The following is a 16,187-nucleotide window of genomic DNA, read 5'->3' as shown; positions in this document are numbered from 1 at the left end:
GTCAACCGCCCCCCTGTTCGCGGGACTTACGACTCGGTGCGGTACATCAGGTCCACCTCGTGCGTGACGAAGCCGAGGCGCTCGTACACCGTCACCGCGGCCGTGTTGTCGGCGTCCACGTACAGCATCGCCGTCGGCAGGCCCTGCGCCGCCAGGTGCCGCAGGCCGGTCGCGGTGAGCGCCTTGCCGAGGCCGCCGCCCTGGGCGTCGGGCAGGATGCCGACCACGTACACCTCGCCGAGCTGGTCCTCGGCGTGCGTCTTCGTCCAGTGGAAGCCGATCAGCTTCCCGTCCTTCTCCGCGAGGAAGAAGCCCTTCGGGTCGAACCACGTCTCGGCGAGCCGGTCGTCCAGGTCCCGCTGGGTGAGCGAGCCCTGCTCCGGGTGGTGGGCGAAGGCGGCGGCGTTGACCGCGAGCCAGGCCGTGTCGTCCTGACCCGGGACGAAGGTGCGGACGGTGACGCCCTCGGGGAACACCGGCTCCGGGATGTCCAGGGGCGTCAGGGGCCTGCGGAGCTGGCGCAGTTCGCGGAAGAGCGTCAGTCCGAGGACCTGGGCGAGATGCCGGGCGGCGGACCTGCCGCCGTGCGCCCAGACGCGCAGCCGCTTGCCGGAGGTGGTGAGCAGGGTGGTGCCGAGCGCCCGCCCGTGGCCGCGGCCGCGGTGGCCGGGGTGCACGACCAGCTCGGCGGCCGGGGCCTCGATGGGGTCGGTCTCCTCCAGCTGCGCGTAGCCGTAGAGGTGGGGGCCGACGGTGAGGAGGAAGTGCCGCACGCCCTCGCGGCGGCCGTTCCGGAGGTACAGCCGTCCCTGCTCGGAGACCGCGTGCACGCCGTCGGAGCGGTCCGCGGCATCGAGGAGATCCAGTACGTCCTGGATCTGCTCGGGCGTGAGCTCGTCATACGTGTGGATCTGCCGTCCGGGTTCGAGGGCCGGCGCCGCGTCGGAAGTCATGGACCCGAGCCTACGGTGACGCACGGCCGCCCCGGGGAAAGGCGACGGCAACTGTCTCGTAACCCGCTACCCCCTGTTGCGCTACGCGCGTTGACTCTAGGCTTCGCTGGCACGTCAGCAGTCGAGAGGCGCACCGGAACGGGCGCGGGGACAAGGGGAGCGATGGCAGCGACACCGAAGAAGAAGAGGACAGCCGTGCGGATTCTCGCCGTCGGCGCGGGGCTCGCCACCGTCGGCGCACTCGTCGCCGCGCTGCCCGCGGGCGCCTCGCAGGACGCGCAGGCCCGGCACGGCTCGAACGGTCAGGGCTGGGGTCGCATGGTCGACGTGCAGCTCCTGTCCTTCAACGACCTCCACGGCAACCTGGAGCCGCCGACCGGATCCTCGGGCCGGCTCACGCGCCTCAAGGAGGACGGCACGACCGAGCTCGTCCAGAACGTCGGCGGCGCCGAGTACCTCACCACGCATCTGCGGCAGGCCCGTGAGGGCCACCGGTACTCCATCACGGCCGCCGCGGGCGACATGATCGGCGCCTCGCCGCTGCTCTCCGGGCTGTTCCACGACGAGCCGACGATCGAGACGCTGAACAGGCTGAAGCTCGACGTGAGCTCGGTCGGCAACCACGAGTTCGACGAGGGCGCCCGCGAGCTGAGCCGCATCCAGAACGGCGGCTGTCACCCGACCGAGGGCTGCTTCGAGGAGGGCAAGCGCTTCAAGGGAGCGAAGTTCCCTTACCTCACGGCCAACGTGACGGACGAGAAGAGCGGCAAGCCGCTGCTCGACCCGTACTTCATCTGGGAGCGTGACGGGGTCAGGATCGGCTTCATCGGCGTGACCCTGGAGGGCACGGCGAACATCGTCTCCGCCGAGGGCATCAAGGGCCTGAAGTTCGGCGACGAGGTCGAGACGATCAACAAGTACGCCAAGGTGCTGGAGCGCAAGGGCGTCAAGTCGATCGTCGCGCTGCTCCACGAGGGCGGCCTGCCCGCCTCGGGCGCGTACAACTACGACTGCGACACCCCGGGCGCCGGCGCCGGCATCTCCGGCCCGATCGTGGACATCGCCAAGAACGTCACCCCGCAGGTCGACGCCCTGGTCACCGGCCACACGCACCAGGCGTACGCGTGCTCGATCCCGGACCCGTCGGGCAAGCCGCGCACGGTCACGTCGGCGGCCTCCTTCGGCCGGCTCTACACCGACACGACGCTCACCTACGACCGTCGTACGAAGGACATCGTCCGCACCGCCGTCTCCTCCGCCAACCACGTCGTCACCCGTGACGTGAAGCCGGCCGGGGACATCAGCAAGCTGATCAAGCGCTGGAACGCGCTGGCCGCCCCGATCGCGAACCGTCCCGTCGGCCACATCGCCGAGAGCATCGAGAACCCCCTCGACGCGGTCGAGAAGCCGCTCGGCAATCTGATCGCCGACGCGCAGCTGGCGGGCCTGGCCCCGGCCGACAAGGGCGGCGCCCAGCTCGCCCTGATGAACCCGGGCGGCATTCGCGCGCCGCTGACCAAGGGCGCGGACAGCGTGGTGACCTACGGTCAGGCGTACACCGTCCAGCCGTTCACCAACATGATGACGGTGGTCGACCTGACCGGTGCCCAGCTCCTCACCGCGCTCCAGCAGCAGGTCAGTGGCGCCAACCTGGCGGCCCCGAAGATCCTCCAGGTGTCGAGGAACCTCACCTACACCCTGGACATGACGAAGGCGGGCGCCGACCGGATCGTGGTCGACTCGGTGCGGCTGAACGGCGAGCCCATCGACCCGTCGAAGAGCTACCGGGTCGCGATGAACGAGTTCCTCACGGGTGGCGGCGACGGGTTCCCGGTCCTGGCCACCGGTACGAACAAGCTCGTCGGCGCCTCGGACCTCGACATCTTCATCGCCTACCTGACGGCCAACTCGTCGGCCGCCGAGCCGCTCCGGGCCCCGGCGACCGACCGCATCAAGGTCGTCCGGTAGTCCTCTGAGGTCTCCGAGCCCCGAAGACGGGGGCCGTCCTCCGCCGGTCCGGCGGAGGACGGCCCCCGTTCGTCATGGCTTCCGCACCCTGGCGAAGATTGACGCGCACCTGTCATCATCCGGTCCATGGAGCGACGACGCTTTCTCGCCGGGGCCCTCGGGGCCGGGGCCGTACTGCTCGCCGGGGCGCCCGGGGCGCGGGCCACGGCCGTGGACACACGCGCGTGGATGGGGGCGCACCCGGACGGGACCCCGCTCGCGCGGCTCACCATCCCGGGCACCCACGACTCCGGCGCCCGCTTCGGCGGCCCCTGGTCCGAGTGCCAGAACACCACGATCGCGCAGCAGCTGACCGCCGGAATCAGATTCCTCGACGTACGGTGCCGGGTCACCGGCGGCTCCTTCGCCATCCACCACGGCGCCTCCTACCAGAACATGATGTTCGGCGACGTCCTCGTCGCCTGCCGCGACTTCCTGGCCGCCCACCCCTCCGAGACCGTCCTGATGAGGGTCAAGCAGGAGTACTCCTCGGACTCCGACGCCACCTTCGGCGCCGTCTTCACCGACTACCTCGACAACCGGGGCTGGCGCCCGCTGTTCCGCATCGGCGACACCGTCCCCTCCCTGGGCGAGGCCCGCGGCAAGGTCGTCCTCGTCGCCGACAACGGCGGCCTCCCCGGCCTCAAGTGGTGGGACGGCGCGGCCATCGCGCTCCAGGACGACTGGAACGCCCTGCCGAACGCCAAGTACCCCAAGATCGAGGCCCACTACCGCAAGGCCGTCGAGCAGCCCGGCAAGCTGTACATCAACTTCGTCAGCACGTCCGCGTCCCTGCCGCCACGGTGGAACTCCGACAACCTCAACCCCCGCGTCCACGGCTTCCTGGACGGCACGGCGAACACCTGGAAGGGCCTCGGCATCACCGTCCTGGACTACCCGAACACCCGCTCAGGCCTCGTCGAGTCCCTCATCCGCCACAACTGACGGCGGCGGGGTCGGCGCCCCCGGCAGACGGAGCGTCGCCACCGTGCCGCCCCCCTCCGCCGGGGTCAGGGCGATCGTGCCGCCCGCGTGATGGACCGTACGGGCCACGATCGACAGGCCGAGACCCGAGCCCGGGAGGCTGCGGGCCGACGGGGAGCGCCAGAACCGGTCGAAGACGTGCGGGAGCTCGTCCGGGGCGATGCCCGGCCCCTGGTCGCGGACGGTCAGCTCGCCCCGCATCAGCGTCACCTCGACCGTGCCCCGGGGCGGCGAGAACTTCACCGCGTTGTCCAGGACGTTCATCAGCGCCCGCTCCAGGGCGGCCGGTTCCGCCCGCACGTACCAGGGCGCCAGATCGGTCACGAAGGTCAGCTCGGGGCCGCGCAGCCGCGCCCGGTCCAGAGCGGCCCGCAGGATCGTGTGGAGCGGGACCACTTCCAGGGGCCCCTGCTGCACCGCGTCCGGCCGCGCCAGCTCCTGGAGGTCGCCGATCAGCGCCGCCAGCTCCGTCATCTGCGCCTTCACCGAGGCCATCAGGGCCCGCCGGTCCTCTGGCGGGATCGCCCGGCCGGTCTCCTCGCTCCGCGCGAGCAGCTCGACGTTCGTACGGAGCGAGGTCAGCGGCGTACGGAGTTCGTGACCGGCGTCCGCGATCAGCTGCGACTGCCGGTCCCGGGAGGTGGCGAGCGCCGCCGTCATCGCGTTGAACGAACGCGAGAGGCGGGCGATCTCGTCCTCGCCCTCCACCGGGATCCGCACCGTCAGGTCCTCGGTCGCGGCCACGTGCTCGACCGCCCCGGTCAGCCGGTTCACCGGCTCCAGACCGGTCCGCGCCACCCACAGGCCGGCCGCGCCCGCGCCGACGACACCGATCCCGGAGACCAGGAGCAGCACCCAGCGCAGCGTGGACATCGAGTTGTCGATCTCGGCGAGCGGCCGGGCGACGGAGACCGCGAGCGCGATCGGGCCCTCCTGCGGGTAGGTGTAGACCCGCATCTCCCGCCCGGCGTCGTCCTTCACCGTGTGCAGGGTGTGCTCCAGCTGCCCCCGCGCCACCGCGAGGTCACCGGGCCCGGCCGGGATCGCGGCCTTCCCCGAGGTGCACACGCTGCCGTTGCCGAGGATCACCTGCACCGTGTACGAGCCCGCCACCGGCGGCGGTGTGGTGCCCTGCCGGCACAGCGCGAGCAGGCTCTGCACCCCGTTCGCGTCGAGCCGGGTGCCGCGCAGCGAGGCGTCCATCTCGGCCTCCAGCTGGGCCCGGGTGACGAACCAGCAGGCGAGCGACACCGCCGCCACGGCCAGCGCCACCGCGACCGCCGTGAGCAGCGCGAGTCGTGAGCGCAGCGGCCGGGACCGGAACCAGGCCAGGGGATTTCTCGGACCCCGGCGGCCCTTGAGGGGAACCGTCACTCCCCGCCTCCTCCGCGCAGCGCGTATCCCACGCCCCGCACCGTGTGCACGAGGCGCGGCTCGCCGCCCGCCTCCGTCTTGCGCCGCAGGTACATCACGTACACGTCCAGCGAGTTCGAGCTCGGTTCGAAGTCGAAGCCCCACACGGCCTTGAGGATCTGCTCCCGGGTCAGCACCTGCCGGGGGTGCGCCAGGAACATCTCCAGGAGCGTGAACTCGGTCCGCGTCAGCTCCACCGTCCGCCCGCCCCGGGTCACCTCGCGGGTGGCCAGGTCCATTCGCAGGTCCTCGAAGGCGAGCACGTCGGTCTCGGCGGGGGCGGCGGCCGTGGCCCGGGCGTACGAGCTGCGCCGGAGCAGCGCCCTGATCCGGGCGAAGAGCTCGTCCAGTTCGAAGGGCTTCACGAGGTAGTCGTCCGCGCCGGCGTCCAGCCCGGTGACCCGGTCGCCGACCGTGTCGCGGGCGGTGAGCATGAGGATCGGCACGGTGGACCCCGAGGCCCTGATGCGGCGGGCCGCCGTCAGCCCGTCCATGCGGGGCATCTGGACGTCGAGGACGACGAGATCGGGGGCGTACGGCTCCATCCGGGCGAGCGCGTCCAGGCCGTCGACGGCGTCCTGCGTCCCGTACCCCTCGAAGGCGAGGCTGCGGCGCAGGGCCTCCCGCACGGCGGGTTCGTCGTCGACGATGAGGATGCGCTCGGCTTCGTTCTGCTGTCCCGTCATGGGCTCAGCGTCGCACGCGGCCCGGTCGCCGGTCAGTTGTCGCCGCCCGCGCGCAGGCTGTCCAGGTCGGCCTTCAGGGTGTCGACGGGGATGGCGAATCCGAGACCGACGCTCCCGGCGGTGGAACCGTTCGAGGCGCTCGGCGCGTACATGGCCGAATTGATTCCGATGATCTCGCCGTTCATATCGATCAACGCGCCGCCGGAATTCCCCGGATTGAGCGAGGCGTCCGTCTGGATCGCCTTGTACGTGGTCTTGGACGAGCCGGTGTCGCCGTTGAACCGCTGTCCGCCGAACTCGAACGGCCAGCCCTGGCGCGGGTCGTACTGCCGGTCCTGCTGCCCGTTGCCGTTGCCGTTGCCGCTGTCCTCGTCCTTGGCGACGGTCACGTCCCGGTCGAGGGCGGAGACGATGCCGCTGGTCACGGTCCCGGTCAGGCCCTCGGGGGAGCCGATCGCCACGACCTGGTCGCCGACCCGCACCTTCGAGGAGTCGCCGAGCGTGGCCGCCTTGAGGCCGGAGGCGCCCTTCAGCTTGATGAGGGCCAGGTCCTTGTCGGGGTCCGTGCCGACGACCTCGGCCGGGTACGTCCTGCCGTCGCTGAGGCGCACGGTGATCTCGGACGCGCCGGAGATCACGTGGTTGTTGGTGACGATCTCACCGCCGGAGGTGATGATCACGCCGGAGCCGGTGGACTTGCCGGCGTTCGAGCTCGCGGAGATCTCGACGATGGAGGGGGAGACGGCCTCGGCGACGCCGGCGACCGTGCCCTTGCTGCTCGCGGCCACGTTGACCCCGCTCACCTGCGAGGAGGCGGCGACGGGGGTGTCGGAGCCGAGCTGCTGGACCAGGGTCGCGGTGCCGCCGCCGATCGCCGCGGCGGCGATGGCCACGGCCGCCATGAGGCCGACGCCGCGCCTGGCACGGCGACGGGGGCCCGGGCCGTGGCCCTCGGCGGGAGCGGTGGTGACGGGCGGGACGGGCGGAGCCGGCGGCGGTACGTGCCCGCCGGAGGGCCAGATCGTGGTGCCGGGCTCGGTGACGATCGGCTGGGTGGCCGTCCGGCCCTCGCCCGCCGGGGCGTCCGGCCGCGGAGCCGGGGCGTAGGGCGGCCTCGGCGGCTGCGGCGGATAAGGGGGCTGCTGCGGCTGCTGATCCTGGAAGTCCGTCATGGCTATGACTCTCGGAGCCGTACATGAGAGCCGTCTGAGGACCGGCTGAGAAGCCCGACAGAACCCTGTATGCCCGAAATAAAGAACCCTCCCGAAGGGAGGGCTCCCGGATGCGGCGCCGCGCTCAGCCGCCGTCGCAACCGCAGGAGCGGCGGACGACCAGGGCCGACGGGAAGAGCTTCACCCGCTCGCGGCGCGAGCCCGCCACCCGGAGCGAGTCGTCCAGGACCAGATCCACCGCCGCCCGCGCCATCGCCGGCCGGTCCGAGGAGATCGTGGTCAGCGGCGGATCGGTGAGCGCCGCCTCCTTCACGTCGTCGAAGCCCGCGACCGCCAACTCCGTGGGCACCTCGATGCGCAGCTCGCGCGCCGCCCGCAGGACACCGAAGGCCTGGTCGTCGGTGGAGCAGAAGATGGCCGGCGGCCTGTCCGGGCCGGCCAGCAGCTTGAGGGCCACCTGGTAGGCGTCGTAGCGGTTGTACGGGGCCTGGAAGAGCCGGCCCTCGATCGAGCGACCCGCCTCCAGCATGGCCCGGCGCCAGCCCTCCTCGTGGTCGGCGACCGGGTCGCCGACGGCCGGGGTGTTCGGGATGCCGCCCATGCACGCCACGTACGCGTGGCCGTGCTCCAGGAGGTGCCGGGTGGCGAGCTGGGCGCCGCCGACGTCGTCGGTCACGACGGCGACGTCGTCGAGCGCCTCGGGCCGCTCGTGCAGCAGGACCACGCGCGCGTCCCAGGCCTCGATCTCGCTCGCGGCCCGCTCGCTCATGCCCTGGCTGACCAGGATCAGTCCGGAGACCCGCATGCCGAGGAAGGCCCGCAGGTAGTGCACCTCGCGCTCGTCGCGGTAGTCGGAGTTGCCGACGAGGACCATCTTCCCGCGCTCGGCGGCGGCCTGCTCGACCGCGTGCGCCATCTCCGCGAAGAACGGCTGCCGCGCGTCCGGGACGATCATGCCTATGAGGTCCGTGCGCCGGGACGCCATGGCCTGGGCGACCCGGTCGGGGCGGTAGCCCAGCTCCTTGATCGCGGCGAGGACACGCTCGCGCGTGGCCGGGGCGACCGGCCGGGGTCCGTTGTTGATGACGTAGCTCACGACCGCGGTCGAGGTACCTGCCAGTCGAGCTACGTCATCCCGCGTCACCTTGGCCACGCGCGGCAGTCTACGCGGGGTGACCTACCTACCGGCAGGCCGCACTGTGGCATCCGACACGTTCCTGTCCTCCAGCGGGGTGACATCGCCCGTGGCGTCCTTGACGCCGGCGCCGGAGGGGGCCCCCGCCTTGGCCCGCGCCTCCTCCTTGGCCCGCGCCTCCTCGGCCGCCCGCTCGACCTTCTCCGGGGTGACGAAGCGGTAGCCGACGTTGCGGACGGTCCCGATGAGCGACTCGTGCTCGGGGCCCAGCTTGGCCCGCAGCCGCCGCACGTGGACGTCGACCGTCCGGGTGCCGCCGAAGTAGTCGTACCCCCAGACCTCCTGGAGGAGCTGCGCGCGCGTGAAGACCCGGCCCGGGTGCTGGGCCAGGTACTTGAGGAGCTCGAACTCCTTGAAGGTCAGGTCGAGGACCCGGCCCTTGAGCTTCGCGCTGTACGTCGCCTCGTCGACCGACAGGTCGCCGTTGCGGATCTCCATGGGGGAGTCGTCCGCGACGATCTGCTGGCGGCCCATCGCGAGCCGCAGCCGCGCCTCGACCTCGGCGGGTCCCGCCGTGTCGAGGAGGACGTCGTCGATGCCCCAGTCGGCGGTGACGGCCGCGAGACCGCCCTCGGTGACGACGAGGATCAGCGGACAGCCGGGCCCCGTGGAGCGGAGCAGCTGGCAGAGCGAACGCACCTGAGGAAGGTCGCGCCGCCCGTCGACGAGGATCACGTCCGCGCCGGGGGTGTCCACGAGGGCGGGGCCCTCGGCCGGGGCGACCCGGACGTTGTGCAGCAGCAGACCGAGTGCCGGAAGCACCTCGGTGGAAGGCTGGAGGGCGTTGGTCAGGAGCAACAGTGAACTCATCGCGCCCCACCCCCGAGCCCTCGGCTGCGGTCGGGCAGGGGTGTCACCCGTGCCGTCGGCCGGTCGTGCTTCGTTCGCTCGCTCATCACGCGGTTCCTCCTCGGTCCCTGCGAGGACGTGCACTGCTTCGTACAGATCACTGCCGGCTCTCGCGCCCTGAGAGCTTTTGTTCATCCGTCCGTAACAACGGTCGGAAAACGCAAAAGGACCCGGGGGCTGCGTCGCCCGGATCCTCTTCCCAGCACAATAGCCCACATGAGTTCAGAGGGAGAGGGTCGATTTCATATGGCGGATGTCTCCCTGATCACTTCCGGATCCCGCCGTGCAATGTTGCGTACGGATGACGATGTCCGGATCGAGGCGGTCTACGCACCCTCCCGGGCAAGTGTCACCGATACGGCGGTGGTCGTCGCCCACGGGTTCACCGGGTCGGCCGACCGGCCCGCCGTCCGGCGCGCCGCCCGGGTCTTCGCGGAGCGCGGCGCCGCCGCCGTCGTCACCTTCTCCTTCCGCGGCCACGGGGGATCCGGCGGCCGCTCCACCGTCGGCGACCGGGAGGTCCTCGACCTGTCCACCGCCGTCCGCTGGGCCCGTGAGCTCGGCCACGCGCGCGTGGCGACGGTCGGCTTCTCCATGGGCGGGTCCGTCGTCCTGCGCCACGCTGCCCTGGACCGGGGCCCGGAGGGCCGCGCCGACGCGGTCGCCGCCGTCTCCGCGCCCGCCCGCTGGTACTACCGGGGTACGGCTCCGATGCGCCGCCTCCACTGGGTGGTCACCCGCCCGACGGGCCGCCTGGTCGGGCGGTACGGGTTCCGCACCCGGATCGACCGGCGCGCCTGGGACCCCGTGCCCCTCTCTCCCGTGGCGGCGGTGCCGCTGATCGCGCCGACCCCCCTGCTGATCGTGCACGGCGACCGCGACGCGTACTTCCCGCTCGACCACCCGCGCATGCTGGCCGGGGCGGGCGACGCGGAACTCTGGCTGGAGCGGGGGATGGGCCACGCCGAGAACGCGGCGGACGAGGGGCTGCTCGCCCGGCTCGGGGACTGGCTGACGCGGGCGTAGCCCATCATGGAGGGCGGCGCGCACACGAACGAAGGGAGCGTCGCTATGGCAGCGGGAACCATCCGCTACTGGGCCGCGGCCAAGGCCGCGGCCGGTGTCGCGGAGGAGCCGTACACCGCCGAGCACCTCGCGGAGGCGCTCGACGCGGTCCGCGCGGAGCACCCGGGCGAGCTCGTCCGGGTCCTCCAGCGGTGCTCCTTCCTGGTCGACGGGAACCCCGTCGGGACCCGGAGCCATGAGACGGTACGGCTTGCCGAGGGCGGCACGGTCGAGGTGCTCCCCCCGTTCGCAGGAGGGTGAACCCCAGAGCATGAGCAACGACCAGCACCACGGCGGTCAGCAGTACGACCCGTACGCGAACGGCCAGGGACAGGGCCGGGGACAGGGGCAGGGACAGCCGGGCCCCGACGTCACGCAGACGTGGGAGGGCCAGACCTGGGACACCACGTACCAGCCGGCCGTCTCGTACGAGCAGCTCCAGGCCGACCGGGACCGGGCCGCACAGGCCGCGTCGGCGCCGCTCCAGGAGCAGCACCAGCCCCAGCACCAGGCCCCGTACCAGCCCCCGGCGGTGTCCTACGGGGCGCCGGAGGCGTACCAGCAGCAGCCGTACGCACAGCAGCCGTACCCGGAGCAGTCGTACGGTCGGCAGTCGTACGAGCAGCAGCCTTACGGCCAGCAGTCGTACGAGCAGCAGCCGTACGCGCCGGCGCGGACCCCGTACCCGGCGCACGAGCCGTACGGGACCCCCGCCGCGTACGGCGACGAGCCGGCCCCGGTCGCCGAGCCGGCCCCGGTCGCCGACCCGGGCCAGGTTCCGGCGGCGGCCGTGCCCCGGGGCACCGTCCCGCCGGTACCGGCAGGCCCCTCCTACTCCTCGCCCACCACCTCGGGGAACACGCGTATCACCGACGCCCAGCGCGCCCGCGCCGAAGGCCGCTCGCCCGTCATCGAGCCCGGGATGCAGCCCGCCGCCCTGACCGCCGTCCTCGGACTGCTGCTCGCCGGGGGCGCCGCCCTCGGCACGTACGGGCTCCTCGTCCCGCTCGTCCTGCTCCAGGGCCTCACCGCCGCCGGCTGGTTCCGGCTCAACGGCATGTGGCCCGCCCGGCAGGGCATCGCCCTCGCCTTCGCGGGCGGCCTCGCCGCCGACGCCGCCCTGCTCGCCACCGGCCGCGAGCACGCGGCCGCCGCGATCCTGGGCACGCTCGGCGCCTGGGTGCTGCTCTGCCTCGTCCTCCAGCTCCGCAGCCACGCCGACCCGGACGAGCGCATGTACGGCCTGACGGCCACCGTCACCTCGGCGGCCCTCACCGTCATCGCCACCGGACACCTCGGCGCCGCCTCCGACGCGGTGGTCGTCGGCGGCATCGCGGTCGCCGCCACCGTCCTCGCCCGCGCGCTCCCGCTGCCCGGCCCCGTCTCGCTCGTCGCCGCGCTGCTCGCCGCGGCGGGCGCGGGGATCGCGGCCGGCGGACTCACCGACCTGGGGGCCTCCGGGGCGCTGCTCGGCCTCGGCGCCGGGGTCTGCGCGCTCGTCGGGCTGCGGGTCGCCAGCTACGACTACCCGTCCCGCTTCGTGCACATGACGGCCGGCGTCGCACTGCCGCTGACGGCCGCCGCGCCCGCCGTCTACCTGCTGGGCAGGGCCCTGGCCTGAGCCCTCGCACGGCCCCGGTCCCACCCCTGGTCCGGCCCTGGTGCGTCCCTGACGGGACCCTGATCCGGGCAGGGCACGGGAACCAAGCGGCCCCCCGACACGTCGATCTTCGTGTCGGGGGGCCGAAACATATTCATGTCGATTCGGGGGACGTGCAGCCCATGCGAGCACTGCGGATTCTGTTGATCGTGGCCGTCGTGCTGGGCGGGGTCCTCGTGGGGATCGACCGGCTGGCCGTGTCGTGGGCCGAGTCGGAGGCGGCGGGCCGGGTGAAGCTCTCCTCCGCCGGCACCGATTCCCTGGACGTGGAGATCAAGGGCTTCCCCTTCCTCACCCAGGTCGCGGACCGGCGGTTCGACGAGGTCGACGTGAAGGCGACCGGGATCACGGCGACGGCGGGCGACCGGCGCATACGGGTCGGCGAGCTGACCGTGGCGCTGCGGGACGTGACCGTGACCGGGGACTGGTCGGGCGCGAAGGCCGGCTCCGCGAGCGGGACCGCCCTCATCTCGTACGCGGACCTCACGGCCGCCTCCGACCGGGAGGCCACCGTCGCCTACGGCGGCGACGGCAAGGTGAAGGTGACCGGCAGCGTGCGGATCATGGGCCGCAGCCTGACCCGTACGGTCCTCTCGACGGTCACCCTGGTGAACGGCGACACCATCCGGGTCCGCGCCGACAAGGTGCCCGGCGAGGGCATCCCCGGCGTCGAGGACCTGGTCCGCGCGCGTACCGACTTCGAGCGGCCGATCGGCGCCATAGCGGGGATGAAGGTGGAGAGGATCGAGCCGCGACCGGACGGCCTGGCCGTCTCCGTGAGCGGCAAGGACGTCGTCCTGGCGGGCTGACGTACTCGTTGGTCACATGTTGAGACGCGTCTGTCCGATCCGCAGAAACAGAGCCCGAGGCCTCGGTGCGGAGGCGTCCCGGGCCGACCTCCGCCGTGATCTCGTCTCGCATCTCGGACGATCGCGTCTCAAAATGCGACACGCCGGTGACACGGCCGCCTGTCCGTCCCTACGATCGTGGGCATGAAGCGACAGGCGGATCTCACGAAGCGGCGGGCAGTAGACCTGTGCCGCGTCGCCGCCATGCTCTGTCGCCCCGTCTGAGCGGGACTCACCACTCCCGTATTCCTCAGGCCCTCCGACCGAGGTCGGGGCCGCCCGTGTAGCCGTACGCACGTCACTGACGCACGCTCCGCTTGCCCGCGACTCGCACGCGACGAGGCGTACCGCACCACACCCGCACCACACCGCCGCACACTGCCCCGGAGGAGAACAACATGGCTCGCAGCGACGTCCTGGTCGACGCGGACTGGGTCGAGGCCAACCTCGACAACCCGCAGGTCGCCCTCGTCGAGGTCGACGAGGACACCTCGGCCTACGAGAAGAACCACATCCGCAACGCCATCCGGATCGACTGGACCCAGGACCTCCAGGACCCGGTCCGCCGCGACTTCATCGACCAGGAGGGCTTCGAGAAGCTCCTCTCGGCCAAGGGCATCGCGAACGACACCACGGTCGTCCTCTACGGCGGCAACAACAACTGGTTCGCCTCCTACGCCTACTGGTACTTCAAGCTCTACGGCCACCAGGACGTGAAGCTCCTCGACGGCGGCCGCAAGAAGTGGGAGCTCGACTCCCGCGACCTGGTCGACGGCTCCCAGGTCCCGAACCGCCCGGCCACCGAGTACAAGGCCAAGGCCCAGGACGCCTCGATCCGCGCCTTCCGTGACGACGTCGTCTCCGCGATCGGCGCCCAGAACCTGGTCGACGTCCGCTCGCCCGACGAGTTCTCCGGCAAGCTGCTCGCCCCGGCGCACCTCCCGCAGGAGCAGTCGCAGCGCCCCGGCCACGTGCCGAGCGCCCGCAACATCCCGTGGTCGAAGAACGCCAACGACGACGGCACCTTCAAGTCGGACGACGAGCTCAAGGCCCTCTACGAGGACGAGCAGGTCGACCTGGCGAAGGACACCATCGCCTACTGCCGCATCGGTGAGCGCTCCGCGCTCACGTGGTTCGTCCTGCACGAGCTGCTCAACGTCCCGAACGTCAAGAACTACGACGGCTCGTGGACCGAGTACGGCTCCCTCGTCGGCGTGCCGATCGAGCTCGGCGCCAACAAGTAACTCCCCGGATCCTCCCCTCCTCCGGACCCCTCGACCGTAAGGACAGAACACCATGTGTGGAGCGCAGCCCGGCGGCCCCGACGCCTCGACGATCAAGCCCGGTGAGACCACCATCCAGGGCTTCGTGACCAAGGACGGCGAGCCCGTCACCGGTTACGTCCGCCTCCTGGACTCGACCGGCGAGTTCACGGCCGAGGTCCCGACCTCCGCCACCGGACAGTTCCGTTTCTACGCGGCCGAGGGCACGTGGACCGTTCGCGCCCTGGTTCCGGGCGGCACCGCCGACCGTCAGGTCGTGGCGCAGCACGGTGGCCTCGCCGAGGTCGCCATCGCGGTCTGACCCGCGACACAGAACCGGCCGAAGGGCCGTGCCTCCTGGGGGGTTGGACGCCATTTCCAGGACTAGAGGCACGGCCCTTCGGTCGTATCCTTGAAGGCGTGTACGCACGACGTCGCCACGTCTACTTCTGGATGATGGGCGCCTGCCTGCTGCTGTTCGTGGGCGCCTGGGCCGTCGTGCGGCTCTTCTCGATGCCGGTGGCCATCGGCATGTGCGTGGTCGCCATGGTCATCCCCCCGGTCGCCGCGATGGTCGCGAACCGCCGGGGCCCCGAGGACCGCTGGTGGGACGACCCGTCGGGGGACCCGAAGTCGGACGAGTGGTGGGACGAACTCGACGGCAGGAAGCGCCGGGGCCCTTAGCGCGCCGGCCTCGGACCGTGACCCCGGTTCTCGGTGAGCGGTGCGGAACCGCCGACCCGGCCCGGACGTCGAACGGCCATGGCTGAGAGAGCTGGACAGATCTTCTGCGCCCTCGCGCTCGTCGCCGGGGTGCTCACGGGCTGTGCGAAGGCCGACGAGGGCGCGGTGGCCGTCCGTACGACACCGCCCGTCGGTACGACACCGTCGGTCCGGACCATCCCCTTCGACCTCTACACGCACTGCGGTATCGACGAGGCCCGTATCGGCTCGACGTACTTCGAGGCGGAGACCCCGCTCTCCAACGGCTCGGGAAGCCCTCCCGAGGGGTGGGACAACCCGACCCAGCGCGGCACGATGACCTTGACGTCCGAGACGGAGGCCGTCTTCACCGACGATGCCGGGCACGAGGTGACGTTCCGAGCCCGGCCCGGTGCGAGTGCCTTCAAGCGCATCTGCGCCTAGGGCTTTTCTGAAGTCGTGATCAAGGTGTGAGATGCCCCTTCCCGTGATCGTTCAGCGACGGGTGGAAGCTTGGTATGGCGCGTGGGCTCCTCCCGCGCCAACCGCGCCTACCTGCGCAAACGGAACATCAAAGCCGTGATCCCGGAGAAGGCCGACCAGGCCGCCAACCGCAAGAAGGAGGGCCGCCGGGGCGGACGGCCCGTCGCCCACGACGCCGACCTCTACAAAGGCCGCAACGCAGTGGATCGCCTGATCAACAAGCTGAAGGCGTGGCGCGGCATCGCGACCCGCTTTCGACAGGACACCCGCGAGCTACCTCGCTGGCCTCCACCTACGCGGAGCCGTGATCTGGATACGCAGCCTCCAGTGATCACGATTTCGGACAGGCCCTAGGTCCGTCGCTTGGCGAGGGGGCGGTCAGTAGACGAGGGCCTGGGTCTCGTCGGCCATCGCCTCCTGGACGAAGAGCTGGGCTCCGGCGATGCGGAAGCCCTCCAGGAGGTCCTTCTCCTCGATCTCGCGGCGGGCCGCGCACTGGGTGCAGACCGTGATGCGGCCGCCGGCCGCCAGGATCGAGTCGATCAGGTCCGGCAGCGGCGCCGCGTGCGGGAGCTCGAACTCCGCGGCGCGGCCCGGGAGGGCGAACCACGAGGACTCGCCGGTCAGCCAGAGCGAGACCTCGACGCCGCTGGCGGCGGCGACGGCGGCCACCGTGAAGGCCTGGGAGCAGCGTTCGGGGGCGTCGGCCCCCGCGGTCACCTTGAGCACGAGCTTCTTCGCCATATGCCGAACTGTAATGCGCGGCACTGCAACCTCATGCGCCCCTCGCGTGTCAGCTGGGTGCGCGGGTAACGGAATCCGCGCTTCAGGTCTCGTGGGGGGACTTTTGAGCGTCGAAGAAACTATCCAAAATGCGGATTCGGTATCACCACCGGAGCCGGAGACCG

General features: G+C 71.6%; 18 protein-coding genes and 1 pseudogene. 12 read left to right on the top strand and 7 right to left on the bottom strand.

Annotation, left to right across the window (positions count from 1 at the left end):
- Positions 1-26: 26 nt before the first annotated feature.
- A complete protein-coding gene (mshD, locus tag ACRRSS_RS34170; RefSeq protein WP_435974861.1) occupies positions 27-953 on the bottom strand; it encodes a mycothiol synthase in 927 nt (308 codons plus the stop codon).
- Positions 954-1,115: 162 nt separating this feature from the next.
- Here mshD and ACRRSS_RS34165 point away from each other — a divergent pair, with 162 nt between their 5' ends.
- Together ACRRSS_RS34165 and ACRRSS_RS34160 are read left to right on the top strand one after the other, a co-directional pair.
- Positions 1,116-2,921, top strand: a complete 1,806-nt coding sequence (locus tag ACRRSS_RS34165) for a bifunctional metallophosphatase/5'-nucleotidase (RefSeq protein WP_435974860.1) — start codon at positions 1,116-1,118, stop codon at positions 2,919-2,921.
- 126 nt (positions 2,922-3,047) lie between these two features.
- The gene (locus ACRRSS_RS34160) at positions 3,048-3,905 is read left to right on the top strand and encodes a phosphatidylinositol-specific phospholipase C (RefSeq protein ID WP_435974859.1); all 858 of its coding nucleotides are present in this window, start codon (positions 3,048-3,050) and stop codon (positions 3,903-3,905) included.
- Here ACRRSS_RS34160 and ACRRSS_RS34155 read toward each other — a convergent pair.
- The 5 genes from ACRRSS_RS34155 to ACRRSS_RS34135 all read right to left on the bottom strand — a co-directional run bounded on the left by ACRRSS_RS34155 (position 3,870) and on the right by ACRRSS_RS34135 (position 9,220).
- On the bottom strand, positions 3,870-5,318 hold the full coding sequence (locus ACRRSS_RS34155) for a sensor histidine kinase (protein WP_435974858.1): 1,449 nt from the start codon (positions 5,316-5,318) through the stop codon (positions 3,870-3,872). The genes ACRRSS_RS34160 and ACRRSS_RS34155 overlap by 36 nt on opposite strands.
- Positions 5,315-6,043, bottom strand: a complete 729-nt coding sequence (locus ACRRSS_RS34150) for a response regulator transcription factor (RefSeq protein ID WP_351903470.1) — start codon at positions 6,041-6,043, stop codon at positions 5,315-5,317. The genes ACRRSS_RS34155 and ACRRSS_RS34150 overlap by 4 nt, the downstream gene beginning before the upstream one ends.
- 32 nt (positions 6,044-6,075) lie before the next feature.
- Positions 6,076-7,215, bottom strand: coding sequence for a S1C family serine protease (locus ACRRSS_RS34145; RefSeq protein ID WP_435974857.1), 1,140 nt, complete (start codon positions 7,213-7,215; stop codon positions 6,076-6,078).
- Between the two features lie 124 nt (positions 7,216-7,339).
- Positions 7,340-8,368, bottom strand: coding sequence for a LacI family DNA-binding transcriptional regulator (locus ACRRSS_RS34140; protein WP_351903464.1), 1,029 nt, complete (start codon positions 8,366-8,368; stop codon positions 7,340-7,342).
- Positions 8,369-8,392: 24 nt separating this feature from the next.
- Positions 8,393-9,220, bottom strand: a complete 828-nt coding sequence (locus ACRRSS_RS34135) for a response regulator transcription factor (RefSeq protein WP_435974856.1) — start codon at positions 9,218-9,220, stop codon at positions 8,393-8,395.
- Positions 9,221-9,475: 255 nt separating this feature from the next.
- Here ACRRSS_RS34135 and ACRRSS_RS34130 point away from each other — a divergent pair, with 255 nt between their 5' ends.
- From ACRRSS_RS34130 to ACRRSS_RS34085, 10 genes and pseudogenes are all read left to right on the top strand, one after another.
- Positions 9,476-10,285, top strand: a complete 810-nt coding sequence (locus ACRRSS_RS34130; protein ID WP_435974855.1) for an alpha/beta hydrolase — start codon at positions 9,476-9,478, stop codon at positions 10,283-10,285.
- 45 nt (positions 10,286-10,330) lie between these two features.
- Entirely contained in the window at positions 10,331-10,585 is a 255-nt protein-coding gene (locus tag ACRRSS_RS34125) for a MoaD/ThiS family protein (protein ID WP_351903455.1), read from the top strand.
- 10 nt (positions 10,586-10,595) lie between these two features.
- Positions 10,596-11,945 (top strand): hypothetical protein, encoded by a 1,350-nt coding sequence (locus ACRRSS_RS34120; RefSeq protein WP_435974854.1) that lies wholly within the window; start codon positions 10,596-10,598, stop codon positions 11,943-11,945.
- Between the two features lie 161 nt (positions 11,946-12,106).
- Complete coding sequence (locus ACRRSS_RS34115; RefSeq protein ID WP_435974853.1) at positions 12,107-12,793, top strand: LmeA family phospholipid-binding protein; 687 nt, start codon at positions 12,107-12,109, stop codon at positions 12,791-12,793.
- A 183-nt stretch (positions 12,794-12,976) separates the two neighbouring features.
- The gene (locus ACRRSS_RS34110; protein WP_351229977.1) at positions 12,977-13,057 is read left to right on the top strand and encodes an Ms5788A family Cys-rich leader peptide; all 81 of its coding nucleotides are present in this window, start codon (positions 12,977-12,979) and stop codon (positions 13,055-13,057) included.
- 173 nt (positions 13,058-13,230) lie between these two features.
- Positions 13,231-14,076, top strand: a complete 846-nt coding sequence (locus ACRRSS_RS34105) for a sulfurtransferase (protein ID WP_435974852.1) — start codon at positions 13,231-13,233, stop codon at positions 14,074-14,076.
- Positions 14,077-14,128: 52 nt separating this feature from the next.
- Positions 14,129-14,416 (top strand): DUF1416 domain-containing protein, encoded by a 288-nt coding sequence (locus tag ACRRSS_RS34100; protein ID WP_319311238.1) that lies wholly within the window; start codon positions 14,129-14,131, stop codon positions 14,414-14,416.
- A gap of 98 nt (positions 14,417-14,514) precedes the next feature.
- A complete protein-coding gene (locus ACRRSS_RS34095) occupies positions 14,515-14,778 on the top strand; it encodes a DUF3099 domain-containing protein (protein WP_435974851.1) in 264 nt (87 codons plus the stop codon).
- A 78-nt stretch (positions 14,779-14,856) separates the two neighbouring features.
- Entirely contained in the window at positions 14,857-15,240 is a 384-nt protein-coding gene (locus ACRRSS_RS34090; protein ID WP_435974850.1) for a hypothetical protein, read from the top strand.
- An 84-nt stretch (positions 15,241-15,324) separates the two neighbouring features.
- A pseudogene (locus ACRRSS_RS34085) lies at positions 15,325-15,610 on the top strand (IS5/IS1182 family transposase); the annotation flags it as partial.
- Between the two features lie 47 nt (positions 15,611-15,657).
- Here the strand turns inward: ACRRSS_RS34085 and ACRRSS_RS34080 are convergent.
- Positions 15,658-16,023 carry a DsrE family protein gene (locus tag ACRRSS_RS34080; protein WP_351903437.1) on the bottom strand — a complete coding sequence of 122 codons (366 nt, stop codon included), beginning with the start codon at positions 16,021-16,023 and terminating at the stop codon, positions 15,658-15,660.
- Positions 16,024-16,187 lie beyond the last annotated feature (164 nt).

Origin of the sequence: Streptomyces sp. Qhu_M48 (assembly GCF_051305195.1) — a bacterium.
Taxonomy (GTDB): domain Bacteria; phylum Actinomycetota; class Actinomycetes; order Streptomycetales; family Streptomycetaceae; genus Streptomyces.
The sequence above is the reverse complement of the archived record's forward strand: the minus strand, read 5'-3'. Positions and strand labels throughout refer to the sequence as shown.

Bases quoted from the DNA above. Each gene is read 5' to 3' on its own strand.
- mshD (WP_435974861.1), bottom strand. From the start codon at position 953: ATGACTTCCGACGCGGCGCCGGCCCTCGAACCCGGACGGCAGATCCAC.
- ACRRSS_RS34165 (WP_435974860.1), top strand. From the start codon at position 1,116: ATGGCAGCGACACCGAAGAAGAAGAGGACAGCCGTGCGGATTCTCGCC.
- ACRRSS_RS34160 (WP_435974859.1), top strand. From the start codon at position 3,048: ATGGAGCGACGACGCTTTCTCGCCGGGGCCCTCGGGGCCGGGGCCGTA.
- ACRRSS_RS34150 (WP_351903470.1), bottom strand. From the start codon at position 6,043: ATGACGGGACAGCAGAACGAAGCCGAGCGCATCCTCATCGTCGACGAC.
- ACRRSS_RS34145 (WP_435974857.1), bottom strand. From the start codon at position 7,215: ATGACGGACTTCCAGGATCAGCAGCCGCAGCAGCCCCCTTATCCGCCG.
- ACRRSS_RS34135 (WP_435974856.1), bottom strand. From the start codon at position 9,220: ATGAGTTCACTGTTGCTCCTGACCAACGCCCTCCAGCCTTCCACCGAG.
- ACRRSS_RS34130 (WP_435974855.1), top strand. From the start codon at position 9,476: ATGAGTTCAGAGGGAGAGGGTCGATTTCATATGGCGGATGTCTCCCTG.
- ACRRSS_RS34125 (WP_351903455.1), top strand. From the start codon at position 10,331: ATGGCAGCGGGAACCATCCGCTACTGGGCCGCGGCCAAGGCCGCGGCC.
- ACRRSS_RS34120 (WP_435974854.1), top strand. From the start codon at position 10,596: ATGAGCAACGACCAGCACCACGGCGGTCAGCAGTACGACCCGTACGCG.
- ACRRSS_RS34115 (WP_435974853.1), top strand. From the start codon at position 12,107: ATGCGAGCACTGCGGATTCTGTTGATCGTGGCCGTCGTGCTGGGCGGG.
- ACRRSS_RS34110 (WP_351229977.1), top strand. From the start codon at position 12,977: ATGAAGCGACAGGCGGATCTCACGAAGCGGCGGGCAGTAGACCTGTGC.
- ACRRSS_RS34105 (WP_435974852.1), top strand. From the start codon at position 13,231: ATGGCTCGCAGCGACGTCCTGGTCGACGCGGACTGGGTCGAGGCCAAC.
- ACRRSS_RS34100 (WP_319311238.1), top strand. From the start codon at position 14,129: ATGTGTGGAGCGCAGCCCGGCGGCCCCGACGCCTCGACGATCAAGCCC.
- ACRRSS_RS34090 (WP_435974850.1), top strand. From the start codon at position 14,857: ATGGCTGAGAGAGCTGGACAGATCTTCTGCGCCCTCGCGCTCGTCGCC.
- ACRRSS_RS34080 (WP_351903437.1), bottom strand. From the start codon at position 16,023: ATGGCGAAGAAGCTCGTGCTCAAGGTGACCGCGGGGGCCGACGCCCCC.